The sequence below is a fragment of the uncultured Butyricimonas sp. genome (assembly GCF_959596855.1).
GTDB classification, from domain to species: domain Bacteria; phylum Bacteroidota; class Bacteroidia; order Bacteroidales; family Marinifilaceae; genus Butyricimonas; species Butyricimonas muris.
Genome location: NZ_CAUFYA010000017.1, coordinates 17,051 through 30,873, shown reverse-complemented (window position 1 = coordinate 30,873; position 13,823 = coordinate 17,051). Strand labels below are relative to the sequence as shown.

General features: G+C 40.9%; 12 protein-coding genes. All 12 read right to left on the bottom strand.

What is annotated here, in order from left to right:
* On the bottom strand, positions 1-1,095 hold the full coding sequence (locus Q5866_RS09335; protein WP_303179924.1) for a polysaccharide pyruvyl transferase family protein: 1,095 nt from the start codon (positions 1,093-1,095) through the stop codon (positions 1-3).
* 4 nt (positions 1,096-1,099) lie between these two features.
* Positions 1,100-2,626, bottom strand: coding sequence for a lipopolysaccharide biosynthesis protein (locus Q5866_RS09330; protein ID WP_303179923.1), 1,527 nt, complete (start codon positions 2,624-2,626; stop codon positions 1,100-1,102).
* Positions 2,614-3,171: a serine O-acetyltransferase gene (locus Q5866_RS09325; RefSeq protein WP_303179922.1), complete on the bottom strand. Its 558-nt coding sequence runs from the start codon at positions 3,169-3,171 to the stop codon at positions 2,614-2,616. Before Q5866_RS09325 ends, Q5866_RS09330 begins: the two co-directional genes overlap by 13 nt.
* 270 nt (positions 3,172-3,441) lie before the next feature.
* The gene (locus tag Q5866_RS09320; protein WP_303179921.1) at positions 3,442-3,732 is read right to left on the bottom strand and encodes a nucleotidyltransferase family protein; all 291 of its coding nucleotides are present in this window, start codon (positions 3,730-3,732) and stop codon (positions 3,442-3,444) included.
* Between the two features lie 84 nt (positions 3,733-3,816).
* A complete protein-coding gene (locus Q5866_RS09315) occupies positions 3,817-4,485 on the bottom strand; it encodes an HNH endonuclease (RefSeq protein WP_303179920.1) in 669 nt (222 codons plus the stop codon).
* A gap of 2 nt (positions 4,486-4,487) precedes the next feature.
* A complete protein-coding gene (locus Q5866_RS09310; protein ID WP_303179919.1) occupies positions 4,488-5,696 on the bottom strand; it encodes an AAA family ATPase in 1,209 nt (402 codons plus the stop codon).
* Between the two features lie 56 nt (positions 5,697-5,752).
* Positions 5,753-6,901 (bottom strand): non-hydrolyzing UDP-N-acetylglucosamine 2-epimerase, encoded by a 1,149-nt coding sequence (wecB, locus tag Q5866_RS09305; RefSeq protein WP_303179957.1) that lies wholly within the window; start codon positions 6,899-6,901, stop codon positions 5,753-5,755.
* A gap of 2 nt (positions 6,902-6,903) precedes the next feature.
* Positions 6,904-8,109: a UDP-N-acetyl-D-mannosamine dehydrogenase gene (gene wecC, locus Q5866_RS09300; RefSeq protein ID WP_303179918.1), complete on the bottom strand. Its 1,206-nt coding sequence runs from the start codon at positions 8,107-8,109 to the stop codon at positions 6,904-6,906.
* A gap of 15 nt (positions 8,110-8,124) precedes the next feature.
* Positions 8,125-9,522, bottom strand: a complete 1,398-nt coding sequence (locus tag Q5866_RS09295; protein ID WP_303179917.1) for an MraY family glycosyltransferase — start codon at positions 9,520-9,522, stop codon at positions 8,125-8,127.
* Between the two features lie 10 nt (positions 9,523-9,532).
* Entirely contained in the window at positions 9,533-10,291 is a 759-nt protein-coding gene (locus tag Q5866_RS09290; protein WP_303179916.1) for a hypothetical protein, read from the bottom strand.
* A 105-nt stretch (positions 10,292-10,396) separates the two neighbouring features.
* The gene (locus tag Q5866_RS09285; RefSeq protein WP_303179915.1) at positions 10,397-10,918 is read right to left on the bottom strand and encodes a UpxY family transcription antiterminator; all 522 of its coding nucleotides are present in this window, start codon (positions 10,916-10,918) and stop codon (positions 10,397-10,399) included.
* A gap of 639 nt (positions 10,919-11,557) precedes the next feature.
* A complete protein-coding gene (locus Q5866_RS09280; RefSeq protein WP_303179914.1) occupies positions 11,558-13,741 on the bottom strand; it encodes a patatin-like phospholipase family protein in 2,184 nt (727 codons plus the stop codon).
* Positions 13,742-13,823: the final 82 nt, after the last annotated feature.

The following is a 13,823-nucleotide window of genomic DNA, read 5'->3' as shown; positions in this document are numbered from 1 at the left end:
CTAACTTAAAGCCTTTTTAAGAAATGCAAACGAAGTCATCCTTAACATATTTAACCGAATATCTATTTTTTGATAATCAAGAACAGGACTTGCCCCAACAATATCTAAATTTCTAGAATCGATCAATCTACCACATATATCCAATTGTTCAAACAAATTATCAATACGAGAATTTTGATTCAAAGAAGATTGGTCTGAAAATCGTTTAAAGGTATAAAATTCTTTATGGAATAAAATACTAAAAATAGTTCCATGAAAAGAATCTGTAAATACAATCTCCGCCTGCTTTATCAATTGAAGAAATCTATCAGGGCCACAAAAAATATTTTCTGCATCTAAATGCAAATATTCTTCCGATGTACCTAATATACATACTTTCAAGTTGTATTTTTTTGCAAAATCCATAACAACTTTAATATATATATCGTTAGGAGTAAGCATATATACAAGAATATATTTACCTATATCTGTACACTCTCCATTAATTACTTTATCCCACTCGGGAGAATTTAAAAGTAAAGTTGGGTCAAGAACGACTTCCAGTTCATAACCGATGAGTTCTGATAACAATTCTGCACCTTTTGACTCTCTAACAGAAATAAAATCAAAGTTTTTTAATAATCTCTTCACTCTTTTTTTATACCAATCTGGCAAAAAAGCTTTTCCCAAACTTGGAGCGTAAGCGACTTTTCTCTTTTGAGTAAATTCTAAAAAGTAAAAATCATCAAATATTTTTTCCGTGGGACTCCATATTTGATCACTCCCGCAAATAAATATATCATACCTTTTGTCTAAATTTTTTACAGGGAATGTATTGAAATCAATATGAAGATATTTCATTTTAAACTGTTTATATTCTCGATTTCTAATTATCGACTTTCTAGCATAAACATTGTTAAGATGGAAAACTATGCGACATATATCCTTGATCTTATCCGGAATAAAAGCAAAACGATACTTTTTCCTTATTATCATGCTATCATCTATAATCTTATTATTGTGCCCCAATTTAATGATAACTTGTTGCAATGCGTAAGCTTGCAAAATGGTTCCATAATTTTGATAATACGTCCAAGTAACTGTAGCGGTATTCATAAACTCACAATCTACTTAAATATCTATTCAATAATTTCACAACCTCATTCCGTTCTCTTTGCGATATCCCAAACAAGTATACACCTAAACCAGTCAAAACAAATCCGATAAACGAAGAAATGATAGTCCACAAGATACCTTCGTTTTGTTCTGCTATAAATCCTGCAATTGGATATGTAGTACCAATAACCATAACACAAGGCAAAATAACCGTACACACATATCTGTGTAACGGGAAATGGATTACCTTTTTCAAATATATCACACGGGCTAATAACATAACAACATTAATTGCCACTCTTACTACAAAAATCATATTTGCTGGCATACCTTGTTTTAAAAGGATATAACTAACTGGAAGATTTAACAACAATATGCCCCCCATGATTAGCTGATAATTACGAATATTGCCTATCGCTTGAACTGATATATAAAGAGGACCACATATAGCTTCTATCAAACAAAAATAAATCGCAAGTCTGCAAAAGGTCCCAGCGTATTCAGGGACAGTCCCTAACCAAAGCTTCAAAAATGTATCTATATTAATTAACACGGGAATAGCAAGAACGATGAACAAATAAAACGAATACTTCGAAGCATTAATAATAAGCTCTAAAAAATAATCCATATTACCGGATGCATAGCTCTTGACAAGCTGGGGTTTAAAGGCTGTCTGAAAATTTCCAACAAACGTATATATAGCACTGGATACTTGTTGAGCTATTCCCGCTGCCGCATTTACAGCAACCCCAAAAAACACATTTATTAATACATTAGCCCCTTGGGATGAACCTAAAGCCGCAATCCCTCCAAAAAGACTCCAGCCTGAAAAACTCATCAACTTGAAATATAAAGATTTATCCCAAAAACAATGATAAACACAAATATCAAATCTCTTTTTACAGTACCAAAAATACACAAATAAAATCAACGAAGATGCAAAAAACATCAAGAATGAATATAAAATCAATCTATCATAACCCACAACAGACAACAAAAATGCGATCAACAACTGCAACAATACTTCCACGATGCTTATATATGCGTAGAAATTCATCTTTTCAAAAGCAATAATAGACGCATTATACGGTATTCTTATGATCTTGCTGCATGTCATCAATACAACCAATTGATACGTCCAAAATGCAGCATTTTCCCTTCCTTCCGGGATTTGTATTTGTGTTTCAATAAACCATAAACCTACGGTTTCAGCCACGACCAAAACAATGACACAAAGTCCAAAATAAATGGATAAACTTGCGGAAAACACACGGGAAGCCACTTTTTTATCACTCCGTCCCAATTCATAATTCAAATACCTTTGTGTTGCTGTCTGCAATGCAGTTTCCAAAAATGAAAACAAAACCACAACACCCCCGATAATATTATACAGCCCGAAATCTTCAACACCCAAGTTTTGAAAAACAACCCTTGACGTGTAAAACATCACAAGCATCATCAGGATTGTCCTAATGTATAGGAATCCTGTATTTTTAGCTATCCTTTTATTATTTTCCCTTACCTCTGACATAGATTATATTTATGTCGAATATATCTCTCCGGCATATCATAATTCAACACTTTAGCCGGAACTCCTGCTACAGTAGCATTTTCTGGTATATCTTTTATCACAACTGCACCTGCACCAATCGTTACATTATTTCCGATATGTACATCCTCCACGATACAAACATTCGGACCGATATAAACATTATCACCTATTACAGCAGGAGTACCCTTATTACTCCCGATAGAAAGGAACTGACTTATATTTACATTATTACCTATAGTTGTTCCTCCATTAATAACAATACCTATCCCATGCCCGATATAAAATCCGTAACCGATACGTGTTGTTCGAGGTATCTGAATACCATATTTCACTGTAAGCCGTTTATGCATAAACAACGCCAATGGGAACAAAACGTTTTTCCGGGAAGCAAACCTCAACCAAAAGCAATAATTAAAACAATGATTACGACCGAAAAACAAATATTTAATAATACTTATCGCACTTCCATTTATACCTGTATATCTATAATAATCAGATATTACATAACGAAACAATTCTTTCATACAACGTACCTTTATTTCGATACCATCTTTTGAATATTATACGTGAAACTTTATAACACCCGTTACATCAAAAAAAAAGTATCGTGGTTGTAATTCACTTCATGTTTGTAAATAATCGCATCAATCTATCCCACTTGATAGAAGCAATCCATGTCTGCGTAAAGCGCATTATTAAATATTTCGATCAAATAAATTATCATACTTACCGGTAGCAATATCCGATAGTATTAACTCCACGCACGTTATCAATTCTGGACTTTCGCCAAATCTTTAGACAAAGATTGCAACTTTCATGATATTAGCTTTCAACGAATCCCTTAACGAATCTCGGAAATTGACTACATCAACTTTGTAAGAAGTCAATTTTTCCAATTCTTCCTGTATTTGTATCAGCGTAAAAAAATCCGATTCTTGTAATATGACAACCACATCCAAATCACTCGACTCCTTTTGTTGTTTCTGCGCAAAAGAACCCAATAGTCCCAACATTTTAATACCATATTTCTCCGAGAAATTGATCTTAAAATTTCGTAGTATGTCTATTACTTCTGCCGTATTCATAATTAACGTATTATCATCTCGATAAATATTAATTCATTTTTATAGATGCAATACACTATCTATCACATTGATTAAAAAAAAAAACTAAACAAACAAATGCCCAAAATTCTTTTTCAGAAAAACTTCACTCATTAAACTATAAGGTTGATCAGGTTGCATATACCTCAAAAGAGAATATTTCTCTTCCTTTGTCGCCTCCTTACGTCCTTCTTCTATCATGCACTTCCTTATAGCCAACGCCTCTTTCATAATCTTCTGCAACCATTTACTGCGCTTCAAATCCAACAAATTTGAATTTAGACGAAACTTTCTAATCGTGTTCACCCCTATCCGTGAACCGGGTTGCGAGCAAATACATTCATCCTCAAATGTAATATTCTCCTGAATCACTGCATCAGAATCCCGACACGGATCCAACGCCTCCTCTACAGGGATTTCGTTATGACTCAATTTATCATTGCAATAACTGCATGACAAATACAAATTCGCCCATTCATAAGCAAGTTCCGGGGCAACACTCACTTCCACGAAATGATCTATCTCTTGCTGGGTGTCGCTCAATCTACTCTCGCAATAAAAACATTTTCCACAAGAACAAGCCTCCAGCCTTTCCCTAATTTTCGGATTACCATACTTCGATGACTCCGGACGTGCAGACGAATTCGCCACTCTTTTGGCTTCAAACTTCGCTTGCCACTCTTCCTTCTTTTCGGCAAGGATACCCGGTATAGAAAGTCTATCAATATGCCTCATACTCAAATACACTCATTTATACCAAGGTAAGAAAAGTATTCCGGGTTTATCAAATATAATTCACGAGCTATCTTTTGTGCCTCGCACTTATGCCCCGCCTCTATCAATAATTTGCGCTGTTGTATCAATTTTGTTATCCGTTCATTAAACGGATGAACATCAAACACATCAGACATTAATATCTCCTCCACCGGCATATTCCCGTATTTCTCCGTTTCATCACACACCTCGCTATAACCTGTACGTGATACACAAGTATATATACTTGCCCCGTCCATTGATGCCACGACAAATGGAGAATGAGTTGTCAGAATAATCTGCAAGTTTGGAAACAACTCACGTATAATACCTAAAACTCTCTTTTGCCATTTAGGATGCAAATGTGTTTCAATCTCATCAATAAGCAACAATCCCGGCAAATCAAAAATCTCATCCTCTTGCAACTGGTTAAGCACGGCAACCGAATACATTTTGCACATCAATAGCAACATGTGTTCCACCAGAAAAATATTCCCACTGCTTAACTTTTCCAACGACAATTCCGCACCATTTTGTTCCACGATAGGAGTCAAATCCGAACGTCGCACATATTTAAAATGACCATTGTCAAGACAGAGGTTTATCACCTCTATCAACTTTTTATACATCAGCTCGCCAAGTCGTTTTTCCTCGGGCATATCACTCGTGCGAAGATAATCTATTTGGCAAATGAAATTCACCAAATCCACGTTACTCTTCCTGCCCGACATGACTCCCTTCAACACCTCCTCGTGCTTAATATTGGTCATATTCCCTATCCTGAACGAATCACTGGGTAACTTGGCAGACCAGTAATCGATAACCCATCTATGTACCGGTTCCGAACTATCGTAACCGTATCGCAATGGTTTTGCCACTCGCATGTACCCCACCGCCTCTGCTATATGACCATTACTAAAAGTAGAAGTAGAAACATGACGATATTCCCCATCATAATTCACATCCATTTCAATAAGAAAATCATTCACGTCTGCCACGATACCGCGTTCCAACGGCTGCCCGCTCAATGCCGCCCGAATGGCATCAATGACAATTGATTTCCCGGCACCATTCATTCCCGTGATGATCGTCACCGGCTGTCTGCCTGTTTCCGACTCAAAATCAGTGGGGAATACCAAATTCGCCTCCTTGAAAGGACCTATGTTCTTTAGATGAAGATTCCTTATTTTCATATTTTTTCCTCTGTTTTACGGCAAAGATAATATATTTCCATCAGACAAAAAACACCCTACCCCAACCATTCTACAATTCTTCCGCACGCCATACCATCCCCGTAAGGATTCACCGCCTTGCTCATCTTCTCGTAATACCCCTCATCCTCCAACAACCTCGAAACCTCACCCACGATTTTCTCGAAATCCGTTCCCACGAGTTTTACCGTTCCGGCTTCCAATGCCTCCGGACGTTCCGTGGTATCGCGCATCACGAGTACAGGTTTTCCCAAACCGGGAGCCTCCTCTTGAATACCCCCGCTATCCGTCAGCACGATGGTTGATTTTTCCATCAAATACACGAAAGACAAATATTCCAACGGTTCGATAAAAAACATATTAGAAGCGGTCTTCTCCCCGAACACCTCCCGAATAGGTTTACGCACGTTGGGGTTCAGATGCATCGGGTACACAAAATCCACGTCAGGATACTTCTCTGTCAACGTTTTTATTGCCAAACACATGTGGATAAATCCCTGCCCGAAATTTTCTCTCCGGTGTCCCGTGATGAGTACTAATTTCCGCTCTCCGGTTTTCAAACGCTCTACATCATACCCGGCTTCCCGTAATTCTTCACGCAAAGAAATATTCAAACTATCATCATTCTTGATTTTATCCACCACCATGTATAAAGCATCAATCACCGTATTCCCCGTCACCACAATAGATTCCGGTTTAATTCCCTCTTCCAATAAATTCTGTCGACTTAAAGCCGTCGGGGCAAAATGATAAGCCGCAATGCGTCCCGTGATTTGCCTGTTCATCTCCTCCGGCCAAGGACTATAAATATTACGGGTACGCAATCCCGCTTCCACGTGTCCTACCGGAATTTGTTGATAGAAACTCGCTAAAGCCGCTGCTGTCGAAGTCGTCGTATCCCCATGAACAAGCACCACATCCGGTTGTGCCTCTTTCAGCACGTCCCGCATCCCGGTTAAAACACGTGCCGTCACGTCATACAAATCCTGCCCTTGTTTCATGATATTCAAATCATAATCAGGCTCAATTTCAAATAAATGCAATACTTGGTCTAACATCTCCCGATGTTGTCCCGTCACGCACACGACCGTCTGAAACTCCTTCGGGTGTTTTTGAAATTCTTTCACCAAAGGAGCCATCTTTATAGCCTCGGGACGTGTCCCGAAAACCAACATTATTCTTTTCATCATTATTTCTTGTATATCCCGCAAAAATCAAGAATAACTTTCTCGTCCGTCCAAGACAATTCCTTAAATACATCATGAGCGACAAGCATCACCACAATATCCGCACGGTCGTACGCTTCCCGATAATCGGTCAACTTAAATATCTTATGCTCGCTGACATTCGGTTCCACAACCAAGATATCCGCGTTATTGCATCCCTGCATTACCTTTGTCGTGATATATTTTGCCGGGGATTCTCGTAAATCATCAATATTCGGCTTGAACGCCAAACCCATCATGGCGATAACAGGCTTACGATGATGCTTCAACTCAAATTTCAACATCTCGTTCTGAACCTTCTCCGCACACCAGAACGCCTTGTAATTATTAATTTCCCGGGCATCGGCAATAATCTTCGATTCCATGGGAAATTCGGCCGTGATAAAATAAGGATCCACCGCAATACAATGTCCCCCGACACCGCATCCCGGTTGCAGAATATTCACCCGCGGATGCTTGTTCGCCAAATTAATCAACTCCCACACGTTAATTCCCGCTTTGTCACAAATCAAAGAAAGCTCGTTCGCGAAAGCGATTTGCACATCTCGGGATGAATTCTCGGTCAATTTACACATCTCGGCAGTTCGGGCATTCGTGCGATGTAATGTACCTTGCACGAATTGAGCGTAAAACTCGATCGCTTTCTTGGTAGAAATCTCGTTTACACCTCCAATTACCCGGTCATTGTGTACCAACTCGTAAATAACATTTCCAGGCAGCACTCGTTCCGGACAATAAGCAATATAGATTTTATCCCGCAACTCCGGGCGTTCCGTGTAAATCAAATCCATCATCTTCTCGGTTGTACCAACCGGGGACGTAGACTCGATCACGTACAAATCACCCTCTTTCAGCAAAGGCAATACAGCACGGGTAGCTGCCTCCACGTAAGAAATATCCGGTTCATGATTCCCTTTAAACGGCGTGGGAACAACCATAAAATAAGCATCACTCTCTTCCGGGACGACCGATGCCTTCAATGTCCCGTTCGCGACAACCTCCCCAAGCATCTCTTCCATACCGGGCTCTATGATGTGAAGTTTTCCTTGATTCGTCAATTCGACAACTCTTGGATTTATATCAACTCCCGTTACCTGTACACCATGTTTCGCCGCAATTATTGCCGTGGGCAAACCGATATAGCCCAACCCCATAAAACAAGCCTTCATGTTCAAATGTATTAATTAGTTTTTCATTATTCTCATTAAATAATTTTCCACGAATAACGGCAAGCGGGTATCGAACCATTGAATCGTGGTTTTCTCATCATAAATACCGTGCTCGGTTTCACCGTTTTTTTCTAAAATAATAAGTCCCTCTTCCACGAAATCAAAAAGAATGGAATCCACACGCAACCTTTCCGCACCGGATTTTTCTTTTATATCATCAATCGTAACAACCTTTCCGGCCTTCTTTTCCAAAAAGAATTTTACTTTCAACGCATCCCGTTCCTTACAATTACGGCATCCCGCTTCAATAAGCTTCTGTTCCAAACGAGCCGCTTCATCCCGTCTTTTCTTTACTTTAGAAGATAACCATACATGCAAAACCGTCCATAACACGATATCCAACACGATAAGCACGTTAATATTTATATAAAGGCATAACGTCATATTAAGAATAATAAACAACGATGCCAAGGCAAGAATCATGAACATGGCTTTACGATGGGAACACCCTAACGCAAGGAACTTGTGATGAATATGATTCTTATCCGGCAAGAAAAGCGGTTTCCCCGCACGATACCGATGAAGTACCACCCGAATAACATCAAAACCGGGCACCAGCAACACGGAAAAAGCCACCACGATGAACGGGTAAGTCACCCCGCCACTCTCTTGTCTAACCAAGCAGGCAAACTTTACCGCTAATATACTTAATATCAATCCAATCACCAATGAACCCGTGTCACCCATGAATATCTTGTATCTCTTCTTCGCGATCCCGAAGACGTTGTAATAAAAGAAAGGTATTAACGCTCCCAACGTGGTAAAAGCCAACAAAGAACTCGTTTCTTTCCCCTCGTAAAGAAATAAAACACCCAAGAATAACAACGCCACACAACTCAGCCCGGAAGCCAAGCCGTCAATCCCGTCAATCAAATTCACGGCGTTGATAACAAACACGATTAAAAAAATTGTCAAAGGGACTCCCACCCAAGCGGAAATTTCCCACACTCCGCAAATACCGTACAAGTTATTCACCCACGTACCGGATAAAATGATCAACCCGGCAGCTATGATCTGGAACACAAATTTGACTCGCCAACTTACCCCCACAACATCATCCGCGATTCCAATCAAATATAACAGGATACATGCACACATCACCATGATAAAACCGGCTGTCATAAAATGTTCCATTACATTCGTATCAAACCGGGAAAACACGGAAACCGTGACCCCTATCGCGAAAAAGATAGCCGGAAAAAATGCCACCCCTCCCAAACGGGAAGATACACAAGTATGCACCTTCCTTGCATTAGGTTGATCTATCAAATGCTTACGGATAGATATAAATAATATCTTCGGTATAAGATACGCCGTTGCCAGCAGACTGATAAAAAAAGAAGAAAGAAACATACAACCGGAATTATTCTTTCACAACGTAATATTCATTACACGCCACAAACTCGCGTTTCGCCAAAATATAAAAAACTTCTGCCACCAAACTAAAACCAGCATCTTGCCCCATCTGATGCAAACGCTCGATTTTCTCATTCTCTTGCCGCACTACGCTTACCCGCAGATGTGCCTGTTCTTCGTTCAACCGCTCCTGTTCTTCTTTTGGCAATTCCATCGCACCGATCACGTCATCGTACAGACAAATAGCGTCCCACCACGACAACAATACATCACGGTCGCCGCCTCGAATATATCCCAATGCCTCCGTGATAAGCCTGCCTGCCAATTCGCCACACACCTCGTCACCCGTGAAATAGTAGCAATTACATAGCAATCGACAAACATTCGGCGTCCGGCAAGGCAAGACGATCTTGTCATTCCCTCTTATAGTCAGAATCCTGTACGCCGCATCCAGACCATCGTTCAAATAACTCAAGTCCGAGTACAACTGGTAAACATCCATCATATCCGCCGCATAACCGGCACGGGAATCGACGGGTAAATCCTCGTTCGTCAACAACACCGAATACAACCGGGCAATTTCTTTTGCCCGCTCGTGAACATCATACGGGTTACCGAAATCACACTCCAACCACGGGTACACGCGTACCATGGAGTATACTGTCAAGTAACCGTGTAACAAGCCCGACAACATTTCCGGGGGATACGACCGGATGTCAAGATCGTTCAATTGCTTGTACAAATCATGAAATAAGCCTTTTTCCATTTGTATTCTTGATTTACGATTTTAGATTTATGATTTTAATTGTACTTATTAACACTTTTTTAATCGCAAATCGTAATTCATAAATCTTAAATTAATTGTTTTGTTTTACTCTATTCTTTCGAGGAAAGAGCCCGGAATATAAGATGTGGCTATCGACGCCACTCCGTCCAAACGAATCACCACCCGCTTGTGCCCTTTCAAACGTACTAACTCTCCTTCCAGTCCCTGTAAAGGACCCTTGATAACCCGAACCCGATCTCCCCGTTTGAGGTTTTTATTCAAGATCTCGATACCACTGGTAGAGAAATCCAATAAAAACATGAAATTCTGCATTTGTCTATCGGGAACCACGAGAGAATGACGCCCTTCTATATCTTTCAAATAAACTATATTCAGTGAATGGTCATTAATCAAAGAAAAACTCGTGTTTTTATCCGTACGGATAAAAATCATCCCGTGAATCAAAAGTACACGGATCGTCTTGCGACCAAGCGGTGTATCTCGCACTTGCTCCTCACACGGGAGAAAGTTCTCGATTCCCAGCTCATCCAGCTTTTTCTTGATAAATAATTCCTGGTTCACCCGCGTGTAAGCGACATACCAGTTTATTTTCTTATCCTCGATCATGTAATTGTTGATTCTGCTTAAAAACGAACTTTCACCCCTCTACCATTTGCAAGGGACGAATTGACCGGACACGCTTCGCGCACTAACCTTATTACCGGTCCTGATTTATTGCCATGTGTTCCACGCACCTCACTTAAACAGTGACACAAATAGATGCACGAAAACTGTTTCGCAAAACGACATTTTAATCTGAAAAAACGATCGTTTATTGCGTTGCAAATATATAGCATTTTTGTTTATCGCAAACTTTTCCAATAATAATTTTTGCTTCTCGTAATTAGCTGGTTATGTTTTTGTGATTTTAGTCAACTGGCAAATTTTATTAATGTCAATAATTGATCGTTTATAAATACGCAATAAAAAACTAATAATCAACACACAACATCATTTTCCCTCTCTCGTAGGACAATATCAATTTAACACATCTTCTCATCTAAAATTATACTGTATCTACCGAAAACCCACGGTAATCCTAGGGCTATACTACCTTAACTTGCTTACAAGTCACTTGTATCACACTTATTTCACCCCTGCCTAATGACGGTGTAAGAAGTGTAAAAGGAATTTGTAACAGAGGAGAGGTAGTATAACCCTAGGATTACCGTGGATTCCGGGTAGAACTAAACCGGACGGATAAACTTAGAAATAGAACCCCAGATTAAAATAAAATTCGAGTTTCTTGTTCCAATCCGAAAGACTAAACATCAAATCAATAGGCCCCAAGTAAGAGTCACGGGAATAACCGACACCTCCACCCCAGATACCTTTACGCCCGAAGATATCAAAAAAACTATCATCTTGCATGGCATAATTCCCGACTAAAGAAAAATAGTGTTTTCTTCCTGCGCGTTGTCGCAACTCCAACCGCCCGACAAGTAAAGAATTTTCAAAAACTCCCACGTGATTGATCCCGAGAAAAGGAATTTGTTGTGCGGCATAACGCCCGAAAACCGTTCCCCCCATACAATTCAAGTATGAATACGCCGGGTTGTTCCCGATCAACACACGCCCATAGACGGCGGGCAGCATTTTCAAACGATCGGAAACCGCAATCACCGGGGTAAAATTCAAGGATAGTGCGGAAAAAGGAGCTCCCCCGTCATACGTTCCCATATTATCGGTATAAATCGAGTAAGAAGCTAAAAAAGAGAGCCCCCGATTCGGGTAGAAACGGCGGTCGTAAGTATCTAACTGAGCCAACCCGTAATAACTGAAAAAACCTTCCGGACGAACGTCTATAATCTCTTCCTCGTTGGCAAAAAGCAGTGAATTATAATCAAAATACTCGTAACGCAAGCCCACCTGAAACTTAAAATTGCGGAAATAAAGACTGGACAACCCCAATTCCCCGAAATGATAACGGTAAGTTACATTATTCATCTTTTCCCCCTTGTGATAATAATTCACGTCATTATAACGGAACATATAAGCCAAATTAAACCGACGCAGGAAAGTATTTTCCAACGAGTATTCTATCTTCACGTAAGGATTCTGGCTCAATCGCCCCGTCAAGGCTACCTGTGAACCTCTCAAAGCCTTATAATTCAAGGTCGTGTTCAAAAGAATTGCCGCCATCTCCTCCGTGTCGAAACGGAAACCGACATTCACGGCACTCATGGGTTGAGCCTGTAATTCCAGCACCAGATCGTAAGGTGGTTTCCCTAACAAACGGTAACTCACGGCAGAAAAAGCCTTTGTCCCGTACAACATCGCCACCTCCCGGTGTATATCGGCAAGCGTCACCGCACTATTCTCCCGCAACCGCATTTTCCGGCGTACCCATCCTTCCTGCTTGGTCGTGAGTCCCTCGACGCATATATCCCGGATATCAAACTCTTCCGACAGGTACACGGCTGGTTGCTCGGCTACTTTTTCATTCCGCCCTCCTATCAATTCTTTCACTCGCATGATTTCACCCCAATCCTGCAATGCCGCCACCTTACCCCTTGTCAACAAAGAGTCGATCGCGCGGGCACTAAAACTCGCGGCAGAATATCCTTTCACGTTCGGACGGATAACCAAGTCGGCAAGTTTCACGTTTTCCTCGTGTTTATTCATACAAAGCAAATTGATAATCTGCGGTATCACCCCGGAAACCGATTCCAGCTTATCCTCCGCCATCAAATCCGCTTGTACATCCACGCCGATCACGATTTCCGCCCCAAGGGCCCGTGCCACGTCTGTCGGGAAATTATTCAACACGCCCCCGTCTACCAGTACCCGATCACCCGCCATTACCGGCGTAAACGCTCCCGGGATAGCCATACTTGCCCGCATCGCCCGCACCAGATTTCCATCGGTCATCACGACCTCCTGCCGATTCAGCACGTCAGCAGCCACGCAAGCGAAGGGAATGGGCAATTTCAAAAAATCCAACGAATCATGATGCCCGATAGTCAGGTCTGTAAAAAGATTATACACGTTTTGTCCCCTGATAAACCCTACCGGACGACGTCTTCCCCGTTCGAAGGGGAAGGACAACACGTATTTCGCATCGTACTCTTTCTCGCTGAACGACAAATCGTAACGATTCACCTTATCGCTTAAAAGGAACATCCAATCCTGCGCCCGCACGAGGCTATCCAATTGATCGGCCGTGTATCCAATGGCATACAACCCTCCCACGATAGACCCCATACTCGTTCCCACTATCACATCCACGGGTATGCCTGCCTTTTCCAACACTTGCAATACCCCGATATGTGCAACACCCTTCGCTCCCCCGCCACTCAACACCAATCCTACCTTCTTCCGCTGGGCTGACACGTTGACCGCCAAACCGAGAAAAAGGACGAAGATGATTGAATAGCGTAATTCTTTCATTTATATACTCTTACTTTGAATTAGTTATTCCACAAATATAACAATTATTCACTTCTTCTCCATCTATCCGAGATAATAAATA

Excerpts from the sequence above, each read along its gene's own strand:
- Q5866_RS09335 (WP_303179924.1), bottom strand. The coding sequence starts at position 1,095 with ATGAATACCGCTACAGTTACTTGGACGTATTATCAAAATTATGGAACC.
- Q5866_RS09330 (WP_303179923.1), bottom strand. The coding sequence starts at position 2,626 with ATGTCAGAGGTAAGGGAAAATAATAAAAGGATAGCTAAAAATACAGGA.
- Q5866_RS09325 (WP_303179922.1), bottom strand. The coding sequence starts at position 3,171 with ATGAAAGAATTGTTTCGTTATGTAATATCTGATTATTATAGATATACA.
- Q5866_RS09320 (WP_303179921.1), bottom strand. The coding sequence starts at position 3,732 with ATGAATACGGCAGAAGTAATAGACATACTACGAAATTTTAAGATCAAT.
- Q5866_RS09315 (WP_303179920.1), bottom strand. The coding sequence starts at position 4,485 with ATGAGGCATATTGATAGACTTTCTATACCGGGTATCCTTGCCGAAAAG.
- Q5866_RS09310 (WP_303179919.1), bottom strand. The coding sequence starts at position 5,696 with ATGAAAATAAGGAATCTTCATCTAAAGAACATAGGTCCTTTCAAGGAG.
- wecB (WP_303179957.1), bottom strand. The coding sequence starts at position 6,901 with ATGAAAAGAATAATGTTGGTTTTCGGGACACGTCCCGAGGCTATAAAG.
- wecC (WP_303179918.1), bottom strand. The coding sequence starts at position 8,109 with ATGAAGGCTTGTTTTATGGGGTTGGGCTATATCGGTTTGCCCACGGCA.
- Q5866_RS09295 (WP_303179917.1), bottom strand. The coding sequence starts at position 9,522 with ATGTTTCTTTCTTCTTTTTTTATCAGTCTGCTGGCAACGGCGTATCTT.
- Q5866_RS09290 (WP_303179916.1), bottom strand. The coding sequence starts at position 10,291 with ATGGAAAAAGGCTTATTTCATGATTTGTACAAGCAATTGAACGATCTT.
- Q5866_RS09285 (WP_303179915.1), bottom strand. The coding sequence starts at position 10,918 with ATGATCGAGGATAAGAAAATAAACTGGTATGTCGCTTACACGCGGGTG.
- Q5866_RS09280 (WP_303179914.1), bottom strand. The coding sequence starts at position 13,741 with ATGAAAGAATTACGCTATTCAATCATCTTCGTCCTTTTTCTCGGTTTG.